Source organism: Microbacterium azadirachtae (assembly GCF_000956505.1).
Lineage (GTDB): Bacteria > Actinomycetota > Actinomycetes > Actinomycetales > Microbacteriaceae > Microbacterium > Microbacterium azadirachtae_A.
Genome location: NZ_JYIX01000034.1, coordinates 109,246 through 126,668, shown reverse-complemented (window position 1 = coordinate 126,668; position 17,423 = coordinate 109,246). Strand labels below are relative to the sequence as shown.

16 protein-coding genes are annotated in these 17,423 nt (G+C 71.8%); 12 read left to right on the top strand and 4 right to left on the bottom strand.

Annotation, left to right across the window (positions count from 1 at the left end; all coding sequences use genetic code 11):
* Nucleotides 1–18: 18 nt before the first annotated feature.
* Nucleotides 19–522: a hypothetical protein gene (locus RS86_RS09470; RefSeq protein WP_045271988.1), complete on the top strand. Its 504-nt coding sequence runs from the start codon at nucleotides 19–21 to the stop codon at nucleotides 520–522.
* Nucleotides 523–564: 42 nt separating this feature from the next.
* Here RS86_RS09470 and RS86_RS09465 read toward each other — a convergent pair whose 3' ends face one another.
* Together RS86_RS09465 and RS86_RS09460 are read right to left on the bottom strand one after the other, a co-directional pair.
* Complete coding sequence (locus RS86_RS09465; protein WP_045271987.1) at nucleotides 565–1,797, bottom strand: acyl-CoA dehydrogenase family protein; 1,233 nt, start codon at nucleotides 1,795–1,797, stop codon at nucleotides 565–567.
* A gap of 146 nt (nucleotides 1,798–1,943) precedes the next feature.
* A complete protein-coding gene (locus RS86_RS09460; RefSeq protein WP_045271986.1) occupies nucleotides 1,944–2,615 on the bottom strand; it encodes a TetR family transcriptional regulator in 672 nt (223 codons plus the stop codon).
* Between the two features lie 195 nt (nucleotides 2,616–2,810).
* Here RS86_RS09460 and sucC point away from each other — a divergent pair, with 195 nt between their 5' ends.
* The 3 genes from sucC (at nucleotide 2,811) to RS86_RS09445 (ending at nucleotide 5,586) form a co-directional block, all read left to right on the top strand.
* Complete coding sequence (sucC, locus tag RS86_RS09455; protein WP_045271985.1) at nucleotides 2,811–3,977, top strand: ADP-forming succinate--CoA ligase subunit beta; 1,167 nt, start codon at nucleotides 2,811–2,813, stop codon at nucleotides 3,975–3,977.
* 27 nt (nucleotides 3,978–4,004) lie between these two features.
* The gene (sucD, locus tag RS86_RS09450; RefSeq protein ID WP_045271984.1) at nucleotides 4,005–4,907 is read left to right on the top strand and encodes a succinate--CoA ligase subunit alpha; all 903 of its coding nucleotides are present in this window, start codon (nucleotides 4,005–4,007) and stop codon (nucleotides 4,905–4,907) included.
* Between the two features lie 91 nt (nucleotides 4,908–4,998).
* Nucleotides 4,999–5,586 (top strand): class I SAM-dependent methyltransferase, encoded by a 588-nt coding sequence (locus RS86_RS09445; protein ID WP_052680189.1) that lies wholly within the window; start codon nucleotides 4,999–5,001, stop codon nucleotides 5,584–5,586.
* A gap of 48 nt (nucleotides 5,587–5,634) precedes the next feature.
* Here the strand turns inward: RS86_RS09445 and RS86_RS09440 are convergent, their stop codons facing one another.
* A complete protein-coding gene (locus tag RS86_RS09440; protein ID WP_045271983.1) occupies nucleotides 5,635–6,585 on the bottom strand; it encodes a GlxA family transcriptional regulator in 951 nt (316 codons plus the stop codon).
* A 70-nt stretch (nucleotides 6,586–6,655) separates the two neighbouring features.
* Here RS86_RS09440 and RS86_RS09435 point away from each other — a divergent pair, with 70 nt between their 5' ends.
* Nucleotides 6,656–7,411, top strand: coding sequence for an MBL fold metallo-hydrolase (locus RS86_RS09435; RefSeq protein ID WP_045271982.1), 756 nt, complete (start codon nucleotides 6,656–6,658; stop codon nucleotides 7,409–7,411).
* 211 nt (nucleotides 7,412–7,622) lie between these two features.
* On the opposite strand, the gene RS86_RS09430 is transcribed toward RS86_RS09435, so the two are convergent.
* Nucleotides 7,623–9,044 carry an NCS2 family permease gene (locus tag RS86_RS09430; RefSeq protein WP_045271981.1) on the bottom strand — a complete coding sequence of 474 codons (1,422 nt, stop codon included), beginning with the start codon at nucleotides 9,042–9,044 and terminating at the stop codon, nucleotides 7,623–7,625.
* A 114-nt stretch (nucleotides 9,045–9,158) separates the two neighbouring features.
* On the opposite strand from RS86_RS09430, the gene RS86_RS09425 reads away from it, so the two are divergent.
* From RS86_RS09425 to RS86_RS09395, 7 genes are all read left to right on the top strand, one after another.
* A complete protein-coding gene (locus RS86_RS09425) occupies nucleotides 9,159–10,418 on the top strand; it encodes a DUF6350 family protein (protein ID WP_052680188.1) in 1,260 nt (419 codons plus the stop codon).
* Nucleotides 10,419–10,452: 34 nt separating this feature from the next.
* Nucleotides 10,453–11,073, top strand: a complete 621-nt coding sequence (gene purN / locus RS86_RS09420) for a phosphoribosylglycinamide formyltransferase (RefSeq protein ID WP_045271980.1) — start codon at nucleotides 10,453–10,455, stop codon at nucleotides 11,071–11,073.
* A 33-nt stretch (nucleotides 11,074–11,106) separates the two neighbouring features.
* A complete protein-coding gene (purH, locus tag RS86_RS09415; protein ID WP_045271979.1) occupies nucleotides 11,107–12,714 on the top strand; it encodes a bifunctional phosphoribosylaminoimidazolecarboxamide formyltransferase/IMP cyclohydrolase in 1,608 nt (535 codons plus the stop codon).
* Between the two features lie 104 nt (nucleotides 12,715–12,818).
* Nucleotides 12,819–14,381 (top strand): DNA-3-methyladenine glycosylase 2 family protein, encoded by a 1,563-nt coding sequence (locus tag RS86_RS09410; RefSeq protein WP_045271978.1) that lies wholly within the window; start codon nucleotides 12,819–12,821, stop codon nucleotides 14,379–14,381.
* On the top strand, nucleotides 14,378–14,884 hold the full coding sequence (locus tag RS86_RS09405; protein ID WP_045271977.1) for a methylated-DNA--[protein]-cysteine S-methyltransferase: 507 nt from the start codon (nucleotides 14,378–14,380) through the stop codon (nucleotides 14,882–14,884). The genes RS86_RS09410 and RS86_RS09405 overlap by 4 nt, the downstream gene beginning before the upstream one ends.
* Nucleotides 14,885–14,992: 108 nt before the next feature.
* A complete protein-coding gene (locus RS86_RS09400; protein ID WP_045271976.1) occupies nucleotides 14,993–16,372 on the top strand; it encodes a serine hydrolase domain-containing protein in 1,380 nt (459 codons plus the stop codon).
* On the top strand, nucleotides 16,369–17,421 hold the full coding sequence (locus tag RS86_RS09395; RefSeq protein WP_045271975.1) for a dipeptidase: 1,053 nt from the start codon (nucleotides 16,369–16,371) through the stop codon (nucleotides 17,419–17,421). Before RS86_RS09400 ends, RS86_RS09395 begins: the two co-directional genes overlap by 4 nt.
* The last annotated feature ends 2 nt before the right edge of the window (nucleotides 17,422–17,423 follow it).

Genomic DNA, 17,423 nt, shown 5'->3' with positions numbered 1-17,423 from the left:
TGGGATCCTTGAAGCAATATGAACGAAGTCCAGGGTCCCACCCCCACCGGAAGCTCCCGTCCCTACAAGTCGCTCGCCGAGGCACTGCGCGGCCAGCGCATCGATCCGGTCAACCACGACTTCATCCGTGCGATCGTCGAGGCCGTCGACATCAGCACCTTCATCGACCGCGGTCGCTACATCGAGGCCGTCCGCCGCGGCGAGGGCGCCGCCCTGCACATCGGGCGCACCTACACCAACGGCTTCACCGAGGACGAGCAGGTCCTCGTGGCAGGCCGCGCGCTGCCGCTCGCGCCGAGTGAGGGCAGGGCGCCGTACTTCTACGTCGCGCACCCCAGTGAGCTGCTCGGAGCGCCGGCCGGCGTCGCGCATCCTGCGCGCGCCGCGGCCACCCGTGCGCCTGCGAAGCCGAAGCCCGAGCCGCGCGCCCCGAAGGCGACTCCGGTCGAGGACCGCGACTACGGGATCTGCGACGTCTGCTTCATGGTGAAGACGCCGTCCGGAGGCTGCGGCTGCGACTGAGCCGCAGCGCGGGCCGTGCGTCTGGGACGGACGGCCCGCCCGTCAGGCGAACGCGCTCATCCCGGTGATGTCGCGGCCGATCAGCAGGGCCTGCATGCTCTCGGTGCCCTCGTAGGTGTGGATCGCCTCGATGTCGGCCATGTGCTGCATGACGCCGTTCTCGAGCAGGATCCCGTTCCCGCCGAGCAGATCGCGGGCGATCTGGGCGACCCGCCGCGCGGCGCGGGTGTTGTGGAACTTCGCGAGTGATGCCTGGGTCGGCAGGAGCGTGCCCGCTTCGTCCATGTCGGCCATGCGGCGGCAGTACAGCTGCATCGCGGTCAGGTCCTCGAGCATGTGCGTGAGCCGCTCCTGGACCATCTGGAACTTCGCGAGCGGCTTGCCGAACTGCACGCGGGTCTTCGCGTATGCCAGGGCCGCCTCGTAGCAGGCGGTCGCGTGCCCGAGCGCGGACCAGGCGACCCCGGAACGCGTGGCGTACAGCACGGTCGAGGCGTCCTTGAAGCTGCGCGTTCCCGGCAGCACCGCGTCGAGCGGCACCCGCACGTCGTCCAGGCGGATGTGCGCCTGGTGGATGCCGCGCAGCGACACCTTCCCTGTGATCACGGAGCCCTGGTAGCCGGGGCGCTCCTGCTCGACGAGGAAGCAGCGCACGGTGCCGTGCTCGGCGGTGCCCTCGTCGTCGACGCGCGCCCAGACGAAGGTGATGCCGCCGGAGGCGCCGTTGCCGATCCACTTCTTCGCCCCGCGCAGCACCCACTCCTCGCCGTCGCGACGCGCGACGGTCTCGAGCGAGACGGAATCGGATCCGTGATCGGGCTCGGTGAGCGCGAAGGATCCGAGCACGGAGCCGTCGGCGAGCGCGACGAGCCAGCGTTCCTGCTGCTCCGCGCTGCCGAACAGCGCGAGCGTGCGCAGGGCGAGGCCGCCCTGCACGGCGAGGACGGTGCCGAGGGAGCCGTCGCCGCGGGAGATCTCCATGTTGACCAGGCCCGCCGCGAGTGGACTCATCCGGGTGAGGGCGGGGTGGACGATGCCATCCACGACGAGGTCCATCTCGCCCATGCGGTGCGCGACCGCGAGCGGGTACTCCGCGCGGTCCCACGCATCCCGCATCTGCGGGCCGACCTCGTCGACGTAGGCCTGCGCCCGCTCCCAGTGCGCGCGGTCGGCGGCGGGGATGTCGGAGAAGACCTCGTAGTAGTCGGTGCCGCGGCGTCCCGTCACGTCGTAGGAGGTGACGGCTTCGCCGGGGAAGAGGGCGTCGTTGCTCATGGGGTCTCCATCCGGGGAGTGAGACTCAGTCTCAAGATTCATGAGACAGCGTACCGCCATTCGCCGGATCCCGTGCACGGGGAATGCGCGTCGGAGCGCGCCGAAGGCACCCGCGGCGGCTGCGGGCGGAAGGACGCGCCGAGGGGTCAGTCCAGTTCGTCGCGGAGGCGGCGGGTGATCTCCGCCATGGGCATCGAGCGCGGGAACACGGCGACGACGACCGCGTCCTCGCCGGGGTCCGCGGCGCTGTCGGGGTGCACGCCGTAGCGGCGCAGCACGTCGTCCAGGGCGCGGCGCAGCGCGGCGGCCGAGGTGCGTGATCCGCGCAGCAGCCGGCGCAGCACGTGGTTGTGCACGGCCGTCACGAGTGCGGCGAACCCGACCGCGTCGAGCGGATCCAGATCCGGCATCGAGCGGCGCAGATACTCGTCGAACAGGCGCTCGTAGCGGAACACGGTCACGATCTCGCGGTCGCGCAGGGTGGGCACCTCGCGCACCACCTGGTAGCGCAGCCGCGCCATCTCCGGATCGGCGGCGAAGGAGCGGAAGACCATCAGCGACCCGTCGCACACGGCGGTCCACGGGTTCGCGTGCGGGCGCTCCAGGTAGCGGCGCAGCCCGTCGAGCAGTTCCTCATGGTCTGCGAAGACGACATCGTCCTTGCCGCCGAACTGGCGGAAGAACGTGGAGCGCGAGATGCCTGCGGCCTTGGCGATCTGCTCGACCGAGGTCGAGTCGAAGCCCTGGGCGGAGAACAGCTCGAGCGCAGCGCGCACCACGGCGGTGCGAGCGGGGGACACGTCGGCGTGCTCGGTCATAGGAGGAGCCTAGTTGTCCGGATCCTGCGCGGGGCTCTGGAGTCATCCGACGTCTCGGGGGCCAGACAGGGAGAGGTTCACACGGTCAGGAAGCGCGATTCCGCGGTAGTAGGCTGGCCTATCGGGTCGAATCACATCGACACCCGACAGAATTCCTGTCGCGTCCCATTCGTCGCAACCAGCGAAGGACTGCACGTGGATCTCTACGAGTACCAGGCACGAGACCTTTTCGAGAAGTACGGAGTGCCGGTCCTCGCCGGCATCGTCGCTGACACCCCCGAGGAGGTGAAGGCAGCGGCGGAGAAGCTCGGTGGCGTGGTCGTCGTCAAGGCGCAGGTCAAGACCGGCGGCCGGGGCAAGGCCGGTGGCGTGAAGGTCGCGAAGAACCCCGACGAGGCGTACGAGGCGGCCAAGGCGATCCTCGGCCTCGACATCAAGGGCCACGTCGTCAAGCGCGTCATGGTCGCCGCAGGCGCCCGCATCGCCCGCGAGTTCTACTTCTCCGTGCTCCTGGACCGCTCCAACCGCTCCTACCTGAGCCTCGCCTCGGTCGAGGGCGGCATGGAGATCGAGCAGCTCGCCGTCGAGAAGCCCGAGGCTCTCGCCCGCGTCGAGGTCAACCCGCTCGAGGGGATCACCCCCGAGAAGGCGCTCGAGATCGCCAAGGCCGGCAACTTCGAGCCCGGTCTCGCCGAGAAGGTCGCCGACGTCTTCGTGAAGCTGTACGAGGTGTACAAGGGCGAGGACGCGACCCTGGTCGAGGTCAACCCGCTCGTGCAGACCGAGGAGGGCGACATCATCGCCCTGGACGGCAAGGTCACGCTCGACGACAACGCCTCCGAGGTGCGCCACCCCGAGCACGAGGAGCTCGCCGACAAGGCGACCGAGAACCCGCTCGAGGCCAAGGCCAAGGAGTCGGGCCTGAACTACGTCAAGCTCGACGGCCAGGTCGGCATCATCGGCAACGGCGCGGGTCTGGTCATGTCGACCCTCGACGTCGTCGCCTACGCCGGCGAGAACCACGGCGGCGTGAAGCCGGCGAACTTCCTCGACATCGGCGGCGGCGCGAACGCGCAGGTCATGGCCAGCGGCCTCGACGTGATCCTCGGCGACGAGCAGGTCAAGAGCGTCTTCGTCAACGTCTTCGGCGGCATCACCAGCTGCGTCGCCGTCGCGGAGGGCATCGTCAAGGCCCTCGAGATCCTCGGCGACACGGCCACCAAGCCGCTCGTCGTGCGCCTCGACGGCAACCAGGTCGAGGAGGGTCGCGCGATCCTCAAGGCCGCCGCCCACCCGCTCGTCACGCTCGCCGCCACCATGGACGAGGGCGCCGACAAGGCCGCCGAGCTGGCGAACGCCTGACCCCCTGACGAGACAAGGACTAGGAACATGTCGATCTACCTCAACAAGGACTCCAAGGTCATCGTCCAGGGCATCACGGGCGGCGAGGGCACCAAGCACACCGCCCTCATGCTGAAGGCGGGCACGAACGTCGTCGGCGGCGTGAACGCGCGCAAGGCCGGCACCACGGTCTCCCACACGGACAAGGACGGCAACGTCGTCGAGCTGCCGGTGTTCGGATCCGTCGCCGAGGCCATCGAGAAGACCGGCGCCAACGTGTCGGTCGCCTTCGTGCCGCCGGCGTTCACGAAGGACGCCATGGTCGAGGCCATCGACAGCGAGATCCCGCTGCTCGTGGTCATCACCGAGGGCGTGCCGGTCGGCGACTCCGCCGAAGCGTGGGCGTACGCGGTCGAGAAGGGCGGGAAGACCCGCATCATCGGCCCGAACTGCCCCGGCATCATCACCCCGGGCGAGGCTCTCGCGGGCATCACCCCGGCGAACATCACCGGCAAGGGCCCGATCGGCCTCGTCTCGAAGTCGGGCACCCTGACCTACCAGATGATGTTCGAGCTGCGCGACCTGGGCTTCTCCACCGCGATCGGCATCGGCGGCGACCCGGTCATCGGCACGACGCACATCGACGCGCTCGCCGCGTTCGAGGCCGACCCCGAGACCAAGGCGATCGTCATGATCGGCGAGATCGGCGGCGACGCCGAGGAGCGTGCGGCGGAGTTCATCAAGGCCAACGTCACCAAGCCGGTCGTCGGCTACGTCGCGGGCTTCACGGCTCCCGAGGGCAAGACCATGGGCCACGCCGGTGCCATCGTCTCCGGCTCCGCGGGCACCGCGCAGGCGAAGAAGGAGGCCCTCGAGGCCGCCGGCGTAAAGGTCGGCAAGACGCCGTCCGAGACCGCTGCCCTGCTGCGCGAGGTCTACGCCGCCCTGTAAGGCACCGCATCATCCGAGTCGTCCCCGTCAGCGCACCCCAGAGCGTGCGCTGACGGGGACGACTCTGTTGTGGGGGCGTACCGTGGGGGCGATGTCGGACATAGGCGGTCTCTCGGGTGCGGAGCAGCGGCGCCGGTGGCGCGCGTCCGCGCTGCCGGCCCTGCGCGGCGTCGTGCTCGATCTCGGGGCAGGATCCGGGATCGCGGCGGATCATCTCGCGCCGGACGTCGCGTGGTGGGCGCTCGAACCCGCGCGGCGGCTCGACCCGGCGCTTCCGCGGCGCATCGGGGCCCGCCCCGGAGCGCGCCTGCTCCGCGCGCCGGCCGAGGAGATCCCTCTCGCCGACGCCTCGGTCGACGCCGTGATCGCCTCCACGGTGCTCTGCTCGGTGCGCGAACCGGCGGCCGTCCTGGCCGAGGTGCGCCGGGTGCTGCGGCCGACGGGCCCGCTGGTGTTCTTCGAGCACGTGGGGGCGCCGCAGGGGAGCCGCACCCGCCGGCTGCAGGCGCTGTACGCACCGTTCTCGCGCGCGTTCGATCATGGCTGCGATCCGCGGCGCGACACCGAGCGGGCGATCCGCGACGCGGGCTTCTCGGATGTCGACGTGGTCCGCACCGAAGCGCCGGGCATCTGGGGCACGGTCGAGCCCCTCATCCACGGGGTGGCCCTGCGTCCCTGATCCGTCGAGGTCGCCGGGGATCGTCGCAGGGGCGGCGGGATCCGAGGGCTAGGCCGGATCCGCGAACGCCCTGCGGTGGGCGCCAGGGGTCGTGCCGTAGCGCGCCCGGAAGTGGTGGCGCAGGGTCACGGCGCTGCCGAAGCCCGTGCGGTGCGCGACGGCGTCGACGGGCAGGTCGGAGGCCTCGAGCAGCCGGCGCGCCTCGTCCAGGCGGCGCTGCAGCAGCCAGTCTCCTGGGCTCGTGCCGGTGCGATCGCGGAAGCGCCGGGTGAACGTGCGGCGGGACAGGTGCACGGCGCCCGCCCAGGCGTCGATCGGCGTCGACTCGGAGAGCCTCCCCAGGGCCCAGGCGATCGCCTGGTCGATCTCGTCGCCGTTGCGGTCGGCGGCGAGCGGGCGGGAGAGGAACTGCGCCTGCGAGCCTTCCCGATGCGGGGCCATCACGAGCGAGCGCGCGAGGTCGGCGGCGACGGCGCTGCCGAGCTCTGTGCGGACGATGTGCAGGCAGCAGTCCAGAGCCGCGGCCACCCCGGCCGACGTGACCACGTCGCCGAGATCCGTCCACAGCGCCTCGCAGCGCACGGTGAGCTCGGGATGCCGCGCGGCGAGCTGCGGCCCCGCGGACCAGTGCGTGGAGACCTCCCTGCCTTCGACGATGCCGCTCGCGGCCACCACGAAGGCTCCGAGGCACAGGCCGAGGATCCGCGCCCCGCGGGCGTGCGCCGAGCGCACGGCGTCGAGGAGCGCGGCGCCGGGTGCGAGGTCCGGCTCCCAGCTCGGGATCACGACGAGGTCCGCGGTCGCAAGAGCGTCGAGTCCTTCCGTCACGATGAGGTCCAGGCCGGCGGCGGTGCGCACCGGTCCCGGTTCCTCCGCGACCGTGACGGTGCGGTAGGCGGCCTCGACAGAGCGCACGCCGACGCCGCCGAACACCATGAGTGGCACGGACAGGTGGAACGGGCTGATCCCCGGGAAGGCGAGGACGGCGGCGGTGCGCATGGCCCGATCTTATCGAAAGGTGTCTTCAGGGCCACTCCCGCCGTTCCGGCGATACCGACACGATGGATCCATGACCGAGAACTCCGTGACCCTCACCCTCATCGGCGGACCGACCGCGATCATCGAGTACGCGGGCGTGCGCCTGCTGACCGACCCGACGTTCGACGCGCCGCGCAGCTATGACGGCGGCATCGCGCTGCACAAGCTGAGCGGACCCGCGCTCGCCGCCGACCAGGTGGGCGAGATCGACGCCGTGCTGCTCTCGCACGACCAGCACCCCGACAACCTCGACGAGGCGGGACGCGCCTTCCTGCCTCGCGCCGGCGCGGTGCTGTCCACGCCGGAGGCGGCGGGACGTGTCGACGGCGTGACAGGGCTCGCCCCGTGGCAGACGCATCGTCTCGGCGACGTCGAGGTGACCGCGGTGCCCGCGCTGCACGGCCCGGAGGGGGCGGAGGAGCTCTCCGGCACCGTGACCGGCTTCGTGCTGAGCGCGCCGGGGGAGCCCGTGCTCTACGTCTCCGGCGACAACGCCTCGGTCGAGGTCGTCACGGCCATCGCAGAGCGGATCGGTCGGATCGACCTCGCCGTGCTGTTCGCCGGGGCGGCCAACGTCGGGCGCTTCGGCGACGCCGACCTCACCCTCAATGCACGCACCGCGGTCGCAGCCGCACGAGAGCTGGGCGATGCGGTGATCGTGCCCGTGCACGCCGAGGGCTGGCACCACTTCTCCGAGACCCGCGAGCGCCTCGTGCGCGAATTCGGTTATGCCGGCCTCGCGGTCCGGCTGCGCGTGCCGGAGCCCGGCGTGCCGCTCGCGCTCTGAGGCGTGCCGGAGCCCGGTGTGCGGCGGCGCGGGGCCGTCCACGCACGTCGAGGCCCCCTCACAGGATCGAGGCCCCCTCCCAGGTGCGTTCCCAGGAGGGGGCCTCGACGCGGTGAGGGGGCCTCGACGGATCCCAGCGGATCCCGACGGATCCCGACGGATCCCGGCGGATCCCAGCAGATCCCGGCGGATCCCGCCCGCAGCGGTCAGGTCAGGCGCCGAGCAGCGCCTCAATCGGGCCGCGGGCGAAGAACAGCACGAACCCGACGCCGACCACCCAGAGCAGCGGGTGGATCGTCCTGGCCCGGCCGGTCAGGGCGTTCACGACGATCCAGCTCACGAATCCGGCGCCGATGCCGTTGGCGATCGAGTACGTCATCGGCATGACGGTGACCGTGAGGAAGACCGGCAGCAGCACGCGGAAGTCGCCGAGATCGATGTTCTTGATCTGCGAGAGCATCATCGCGCCGACGAGCACCAGCGCCGCGGCGGCCACGGCGCTGGGCACGAGGGCGGTGAGCGGCGTGAAGAACATCGCGAGCAGGAAGAGCACACCCGTGATCGTCGTCGCGAGGCCGGTGCGCGCTCCTTCGCCGATGCCGGCGCCCGACTCGACGAAGACGGTCGCGGAGGAGGACGACGTGCCGCCGCCGACGATCGCGCCGACGCCCTCGACGACGAGCGCCGACTTGATGCGCGGGAAGTCGCCCTTCTCGTCGGCGAGGTCGGCCTCCTTCGCGAGGCCGGTCATCGTGCCCATCGCGTCGAAGAAGTTCGAGAACAGCAGCGTGAAGATGAACATCACCAGGGTCACGCCGCCGACCTTCGCGAGGTCGAAGCCGAAGTCGACCCGGCCGATCAGGCTCAGGTCGGGGAGGCCCACGATGCTGCCGGTGAAGCCGAAGTCCTGCCCGAACGGCCAGATGAGGTTGAGGATCGCGGCGAGCAACGAGCCGCCGACGAGGGCGATGAGGATCGCGCCCTTGACGCGGAGCGCGATGAGCGCGCCGCCGATCAGCAGAGTGAGCACGAACAGCAGGGTCGGGATGGAGGCGACGGATCCGCCGATACCGAGGTCGACCGGAGGGGAGGCCTGCTTCGTCGAGGTCACGAAGCCGGCGTTCACGAATCCGATGAAGGCGATGAACAGGCCGATGCCGACCGTGATCGCGAGCTTGAGCTGCACGGGGACCGCGTCGAAGATGAGCTTGCGCAGGCCGGTCGCGGCGAGCAGCACGATGATGACGCCGTTGATCATGACGAGCGCCATCGCCTCGGCCCAGGTGACAGAGCCGACCACGGTGAAGGCGAGGAACGCGTTGATGCCGAGGCCGGCGGCGAACGCGAACGGCAGCCGGGTGATCAGCCCGAACAGGATCGTCATGACGCCGGCGGTCAGCGCCGTGGCCGCGGCGACCGCGCCGCCAGGCAGCGTGTGCCCTGCGACGTCCGGGGTGGACAGGATGATCGGGTTGAGGATCACGATGTAGGCCATCGTCACGAACGTGACGATGCCGCCGCGGACCTCGGTGCCGAGGGTGGATCCGCGCTTGGTGATCTCGAAGAAGCGATCGACGGCGTTCTTCGGCTCGGCGGCGACGGGGTCGGACACGGGCGGGGGGACTGTTGTCATGGGGGACCTCCGCGGAAAACCGTATCGTCTGGAGGGCCTCCTCCGCGCCGTCGGCACCGTGGCCCGCGCGCCCGCAGGGGAGCGCGGGGCGGAGCACGTAGGCTCGAATCCGTCATGCAACGCCTCCTCATCGTGCTCCTGGCGGCGGTCGATGCGATCGTCGCCGCGGCCATCGGTCTCGCCGTGCTGCTCGCGCCTCTCGCCGTGATCTGGGCCGTCGCCTTCGGCACGAACGCCGACTGGGGAGCCCTCTGGCCGAGCGCCGCGACGCTCTGGCAGTTCGGCCACGGCGTCCCGCTCTCCGTGGTCCTTCCTGACGCGCTGGTGCGCGCGGTCGGCTTGGACCCGTCCGCGGCGTCCTTCGCCCTCTCGGTGCCTCCGCTGCTGTTCCTCGGCTTCACGGCGATCTTCGCGGCGCGCTCTGGCCGCAGGGCCGCGCTCGCCGGATCCTGGATCTCGGGTGTCCTGAGCGGAACGGCGACCTTCGCCGTGATCTCCGCGCTCGCCGCGCTGACCGGCGGCCTCGGGGTGCTGAAGGCACCGCTCTGGCTCGCGATCCTGTTCCCGCCTCTCGTGTTCCTGTGCGGTGCTCTCGCCGGGGCGGTCGCGACGGCGTGGAGCGAGGGCGACGGCGGCGTGATCGACCGGGTGCAGGACGCGCTGGACCGCTGGCCGGACTGGGCCCACGTGCCCGGCGATATCGTCCGAGGAACTGCGGTCGCCATGGCCGGCGTCGTCGGCGCCGCAGCCCTCGCCGTGGCGATCGCCGGAATCGTCCGCGGCGGGCAGAGCGTGGCTCTCTTCGAGTCGCTGCGTGCCGACGGCCTCGGCGTGGTCGTGATCGGCCTGGCCCAGCTCGCGTACGTGCCGACGCTCGTGGCGTGGGCGGTGGCGTGGATCGCGGGCCCCGGCTTCGCGATCGGCGCGGGCACCGCCGTCTCTCCCGCGGGCACCGTGCTGGGCGTCGTACCGGGGGTGCCGCTACTGGGTCTCGTGCCGGACAGCTCGTCGCCGTGGGCGCTCGTCGTCGTGCTCCTGCCGATCGCCGCGGGGGCGTTCGCGGGGTGGGTGATCCGCTCGCGGCAGGTGTCGGCGGGCGTGGAGTCCGGGATCGTGCCGCGCGTGGTGACCGCTGTCGGGATCGCCGCGCTCGCGGGCGGATCCGGCGCACTGCTCGCGGCGCTCTCGCACGGATCCCTCGGGCCGGGACGGCTCGCCGTCGCAGGGCCCGATCCGGGTCCGCTCGCGCTCGCGCTCGGACTCGAGGTGCTCGTCGGCGCCGGGATCCTGCTGCTCGCACCGCGCCGCCACGGCGACGTCGACGCGGCCTGGATCGACGATGACCGGGACCGGACGGCGGACCGTCTCACGTGATCGGCGGCCGGGGCCTCCCGGCTAGACTGTCTGGGTGCTGACGGTCGCCGTACTCATCTCGGGCACCGGCTCGAATCTTCGTGCCCTCCTCGACGCGGCCGCCGACCCCGGATTCCCGGCGCGCATCATCGTGATCGGGGCCGATCGCGAAGCCGACGGGCTCGCGCACGCCGAGGCCTTCGGGATCCCCTCCTTCGTCGTCCCCTGGGAGGCCTTCGAGAGCCGCGAGGCGTGGGGCGCGGAGCTCGACGCGCAGTTGAAGGTCTGGCGACCGGACCTCATCGTGCTGAGCGGGCTCATGCGCCTGCTGCCGCGCGACGTCGTGGCCGCCTGGGCTCCGAACATCATCAACACGCACCCGGCCTTCCTGCCCGAGTTCCCCGGAGCGCACGGCGTGCGCGACGCGCTCGCGGCCGGCGCGAGCGAGACCGGGGCCAGCGTGATCGTGGTCGACGACGGCGTCGACAGCGGACCGATCCTCGCGCAGGAGCGCGTGCCGGTGCAGCAGGGGGACACCGAGTCCTCCCTGCACGAGCGCATCAAGCCCGTCGAGCGGCGTCTGCTGATCGACGTCGTCCGCCGCATCGCCGAGGGATCCCTCGAACTCGGCGCCCGCCCCCACGATCTCGGATCCCCCTCGGCCGCTGGCCGCTGACGAGAAACTGACGCCTACCCGGAAGGAAACCCGATGGCCGGTCCTGCCCACGATCCGTCCCTCTACCGCCCCCGCGACGCTGTGCGCATCCGCCGCGCCCTGGTGTCCGTCAGCGACAAGACCGGCCTCGTGCCGCTCGCGCAGTCGCTCGCCGACAACGGCGTCGAGATCGTGTCGACCGGATCCACCGCGCAGGCCATCCGGGACGCGGGCCTCGCGGTCACCGACGTCGCGGCCGTCACCGGCGTCCCCGAGATGCTGGACGGGCGCGTGAAGACGCTGCACCCGGCGATCCACGGCGGCCTGCTGGCCGACCTGCGCCTCGAGGACCACGAGCGTCAGCTCGCGGAGCGGGGGATCAGCCCGTTCGAGCTCGTCGTGGTGAACCTCTACCCGTTCGTGCAGACCGTCGCCTCCGGCGCGGTCGGCGACGATGTGGTCGAGCAGATCGACATCGGCGGCCCCGCCATGGTGCGCGCCGCCGCGAAGAACCACGCCAACGTCGCGATCGTCGTGTCGCCAGAGTCGTATCCGTCGCTCGTCCGCTCGCTCGACGAGGGCGGCACCACGCTCGCCCAGCGTCGCGAGCTCGCGGCCCGCGCCTTTGCGCACACCGCCGCCTACGACACGGCCGTGGCGCAGTGGTTCTCCGACGGCACGCTGTCGAGCGACAGCGAGCTGCCGGAGCACCTCACGATCAACGCGGAACGTCTCGCCACGCTGCGCTACGGCGAGAACTCGCACCAGCGCGCCGCGATCTACATGCGCGCGGGCGGGCACGGCATCGCCCAGGCCACGCAGCTCCAGGGCAAGGAGATGTCGTACAACAACTACGTCGACGCCGATGCGGCCCTGCGTGCGGCGTACGACATGGTCCACCCGGCGGTCGCGATCATCAAGCACGCCAACCCGTGCGGCATCGCGACGACCGCGCCCAACGCCCTGGATCCGATCGCCAGCGCGCACCTGCGCGCGCACGAGTGCGACCCCGTCTCGGCCTACGGCGGTGTGATCGCCGCGAACGGCACCGTGACGCTGAAGATGGCGGAGAACCTCAAGGACATCTTCACCGAGGTCATCGTCGCCCCGGCCTTCGAGCCGGCGGCGCTCGAGGTGTTCAAGGCGAAGAAGAACCTGCGCCTGCTGCAGCTGCCGGACGACTGGCAGCAGGAGCAGATGGACGTGCGCCTCGTCTCCGGCGGCCTGCTGCTGCAGGACGCGGACCGGTTCCCCGACGACATCGTCTCGGTCGCCAAGAACTGGGAGCTCGTCTCGGGCGAGCGCCCCGACGACCTCGAGATGGAGAACCTCATCTTCGCCTGGAAGGCATGCCGCGCCGTGAAGTCGAACGCGATCGTGCTGTCCAAGGGCAACGCCACAGTCGGCGTCGGCATGGGCCAGGTCAATCGCGTCGACTCGTGCCGCCTCGCGGTCGAGCGCGCCGGCGACCGCGCAGCCGGATCCGTCGCCGCCTCCGATGCGTTCTTCCCGTTCGCCGACGGCGCTCAGGTGCTCATCGACGCGGGCGTCACCGCGATCGTGCAGCCGGGCGGATCCGTCCGGGACGAGGAGGTCGTGGACGCCGCCCGCAAGGCCGGCGTGACGATGTTCTTCACGGGCGAGCGCCACTTCTTCCACTGAGCCGTCCTCCGGGTCGCGCTGCGTGAGCGCGGCCCGGAACGGGCGCACACTGTCGTGTCCGATTTCCGCGAGCCTGCGGGTTTCGGACGTGCCAGAGTGGGGGCATGAGCTTCCCCGGAATGACCTTCGACGAGCGGTACCGCGCGATCGACGCGCGCGACACCCGCTTCGACGGGCAGTTCGTCACGGCCGTGCACTCGACCGGGATCTACTGCCGCCCGAGCTGCCCGGCCCGCACCCCCAAGCCCGAGAACGTCACGTTCTTCCCCACCAGCGCCGCCGCGCACGAGGCCGGCTACCGCGCCTGCAAGCGCTGCCTGCCGGAGGCCGCCCCCGGTTCTCCGGAGTGGAATCTGCGGGGCGACGTCGCCGCGCGTGCGATGCGCCTCATCGCGGACGGCGTCGTCGAGCGCGAGGGCGTTCCCGGACTCGCTGCACGACTCGGATACTCCTCCCGGCACCTCACCCGGCTGCTCGCAGGAGAGCTCGGAGCAGGACCGCTCGCGCTCGCCCGCGCCCACCGTGCGCACACCGCCCGGATGCTCCTGGTCGGCACCGACCTGCCGATCGCCGACGTCGCGTTCTCCGCGGGATTCGCGAGCGTGCGCCAGTTCAACGACACCGTGCGGGAGGTGTTCGGCCTCGCGCCGGGCGAGCTGCGCGCCCGGCGACACGGCCGCGATGCGCTGGCCGCCGCGACCGCGGTGCCCGGTGAGATCGACCTGCTGCTGCCGTATCGCAAGCCGTTCGACGCGGAGGGCCTGTTCGCGTGGATGCGCGCGCGGGCGCTTCCCGGCGTCGAGGAGGTGGGGGAGCGCCGCTTCTCACGGCACCTGCGGCTCGGCGGCGGGCCCGGTTGGTTCGAGCTGAGCCTCGACGACGCCGATCGCCTGCACCTGCGCGCCCGTCTGGCGCAGCTCGGCGATCTCGCGCCCCTCGTCGCCCGCGCACGGCGGCTGTTCGACCTCGACGCGGATCCGCTGGCCGTCGACGCCGCGCTCTCCGCGCATGAGCACCTCGCGCCGCTGGTCGCCCGTGTCCCCGGCATCAGGGTGCCGGGAGCGGCGGATCCGCACGAGATGCTCATCCGCGCGATGATCGGGCAGCAGATCACGGTCGCTGCGGCGCGCACCGCATTGACGCTGCTCGCGCAGGAACTCGGGGAGCGGGTCGGATCCGTCGACGACGCCCAGGGGGAAGGGATCCTGTTCCCCACCATGGCAGCGATCGCCGAGCACGGGCACGAGGTGCTGCGAGGTCCCGCGGCGCGGATCAGGGCCGTCACCGGTGCCGCGGCGGCCCTCGCCGACGGCTCCCTGCGGCTGACGCTCGGCGACGACGGCGAGGCGCAGCGCGCCGCGCTGCTGGCGATGCCGGGGATCGGGCCGTGGACGGCGGACTACGTGCGGATGCGCGTGCTCGGCGATCCCGACGTGTTCCTGCCCGGCGACGTCGCCGCCCGTGCGGGCGCCGGCGGCGCGGGGCTCCCCGCCGAGGCCGGGCCCCTGGACGCGTGGGCCGCGCGCACGGCGCCCTGGCGCAGCTACCTCACCGCGCACCTCTGGCGCGCGGTCCCGGCGAAGACGACGAAGACCACGAAGACTCCGAAGACCACGAAGACCACGAAGACCACTCAGACCATCTCGATCACGGAAGGCTCGAAATGACCGCCATCATCCAGACCATCGACACCCCAGACGGCCCGTTCACGATCCTCGCCGACGAACAGGACCGCGTGCTCGCTTCCGGATGGACCACCGACCACGAGGCGATCCTGCATCGCATCGCCGAGAAGAACCGTCCGGCGGAGGTCGCCGAGGGCGCCACCGCCGCGGCGGACGCCGTCGCCGCGTACTACGCGGGCGACCTCGCGGCGATCGACGCGGTCGAGGTGCGCCAGTTCGGCACCGAGATGCAGGGCGCCGGATGGGAGGCGCTCCGTCGGATCACCCCCGGCGAGCCGCTCACCTACACCGAGTTCGCCGTCGCCCTCGGCAAGCCCGGCGCCGTGCGCCCCGCCGCCTCGATCTGTGCGCGCAACGCACCGGCCCTGTTCGTGCCCTGCCATCGCGTGCTGCGCGTCGACGGCACCCTGGGTGGCTTCGCCTGGGGCGAGGACGTCAAGCGCCGCCTGCTGGACCGGGAGGCCGCGCACGCGATCGCCGCGTGAGCGGTCTGGCGACCCGCACCATCCGAGCGCATCGGACTGGTGCCGATCGACGAATCGGACGGCCGGGCCGCGCTCTAGCCTCGAGGTGAGTCGACGTCGAGGAGGACCATGCCGCAGCTCGCCACCGTCCAGGCCTGGGTCCAGGAGCACATCCCCGCGCTGATGGCGAGGCACCGTGTGCCGGCCGTCTCGCTCGCGATCGGCGTCGGCGACGAGACGTTCGCCTACGCCGCGGGGGTCCTCCATCGCGGCACCGACGTCGCGGCGGACACCGGATCCATCTTCCAGATCGGGTCCATCACCAAGGTCTTCACCGCGACGCTGGTCATGCAACTCGTCGAGGAGGGCCTGCTCGACCTGGACGCGCCGGTGCGGCACGTGCTCCCCGACTTCCGCGTCGCCGATGAGGAGTCCTCCGCCGCGATCACGCCACGGCACCTGCTCAGCCACACCGCCGGCTTCGAGGGCGATGTCTTCGTCGACACCGGCGAGGGGGACGATGCCCTGGCGCGGTACCTCGGGGTCCTCGCCGAGACGCCGCAGCTCTTCGCCCCCGGCGAGATGTTCTCCTACAACAACGCAGGGTTCTCGACCCTCGGCCGCATCGTCGAGGTGCTCCGCGGGGCTCCGTACGAGAGGGTGCTGCGCGAGCGACTGCTGAACCGGCTCGGGCTGCGGCACGCCGCCGTGGACGCGTCGGAGGCGATCCTGCACCGCGCGGCCGTCGGCCATCTCCGGCAGGACGACGGCGAGTTCGCGCCGACGACCGTGTGGGCCATGGAGCGGGCAGGAGGGCCTGCGGGATCGCGGTTGGCGATGAGTGCGGGTGATCTGCTCGCGTTCGCCCGCCTCCATCTCGCGGGCGGGCTCGCTTCCGACGGCTCCCGCCTGCTCTCCCGTGCGACGGTCGAGGCGATGCGCACATCGCAGATCGTGCTTCCCGACATCGACCAGGGCGCCGCCTGGGGTCTCGGCTGGGAGCTGTTCGCCCGCGAGGGGCGCACGATCCCGGGCCACGACGGCAACACGATCGGTCAGTCCGCGAGCCTGCGAGTGCTGCCGGAGCAGGGTGTGGCCGTCGCGGTTCTCGCGAACGGCGGGGAACCGCATCCGATCTTCACGGCGCTCGTCGACGCCGTGCTGGAGCAGTTCGCCGGGATCGCTGCGGCACCCGCCCCGGCCCCGGCCGGCTCCCCGCCCGCGCACGCCGACCGCTTCGTCGGCCGCTACGCCTCGAGCACGGCCCTGACCACGATCAGCCGGACCGCGGAGGGGCGGGTCTGGCTCGACCGCGTCCCGCACGGCGTCGTCGCCGATCTCGGCGACCTGCCGTTCCGGACCGAGCTCGTCGGCTGGCGTGGCGACGTGCTGCTCCCCGTCGAGGCGGAGGGCGGGGTCCGCCAGCCGGTCGCCTTCCTCGGCGACGACGGCACGGGCAGGGCGCTGTTCCTGCATACCGGCAGGGCGGATCGGCGGGTGGACTCATGACCGCGCTGTCCTTCGCGGGAGCGCTGCATCGCCGTGCCGTGGTCGCGGACGCCCACAACGACTTGCTCTGCGCGGTCGTGGCGCGCCCGCCCGAGCGCTGGGGGAGCTTCTTCCGGGAGCGCTGGATGCCGCAGCTCGAGGCGGGCGGGGTGGACCTGCAGGTGCTCCCGGTGTTCATCGAGGATCCGTACCGCCCAGAGGCCGCCCTGCGGCGCACCCTGCTCATGATCGAGGCCGCGCATCGTCTCGCCGAGGAGAATGCCGGACGCGTCGCACTGTGCCGCACCGGTGAGGATATCGACCGGACGATCGCGGACGGGCGCATCGCCCTCGTGCTGGCGCTCGAGGGCATGCCGGGTCTCGACGCCGACGTCGAGCTGATCACGACCATGCACCGCCTCGGCGTGCGCGTCGGCTCACTGACCCATTTCGGCCGCGGCGCCTTCGCGGACGGGTCCGGCGAGGATGCCGCCCGCAGCCGGCTCACCGGCGCCGGCATCGCGGCGGTGCGCGAGATGGAGCGAGTCGGCATGCTCGTCGACCTCAGCCACCTCGGCGCCGCGGGCGTCTCGCACGTGCTGGAGATCGCGGCGCGCCCCGTCATCGCGACGCACTCCTCGGCGCGGGCGCTGCGCGACCACCATCGCAATCTCTCGGACGAGCACCTCGCCGCGATCGCCGCGGGCGGCGGCGTGATCTGCGCGAACTTCTTCGCGCCGTTCCTGGACGACGAGCCCGCCACGATCGACCGGCTCGTGGATCATCTCGAGCACATCGCGGCGATTGCGGGGAGCGAGCACGTGGGCCTCGGACCGGACTTCGTGCGGGAGGTCATCGGCGAGACCACGCCGCCGTGCTGCGTGGTCACCGAGGTGCAGGGCGTCCCCGCCGACGTGTACCTTCCCGGGCTCGAGGGGCCGGAGGGCCTGCCTCTCGTCACCGAGGCGCTGCTGCGCCGAGGGTGGGCCGAGGCCGATGTCCTCGGCGTGCTCGGCGGCAACCTGCAGCGGCTGTTCCGAGGGCAGCTCGGACGGCCCTCGGTCCGCTGAGG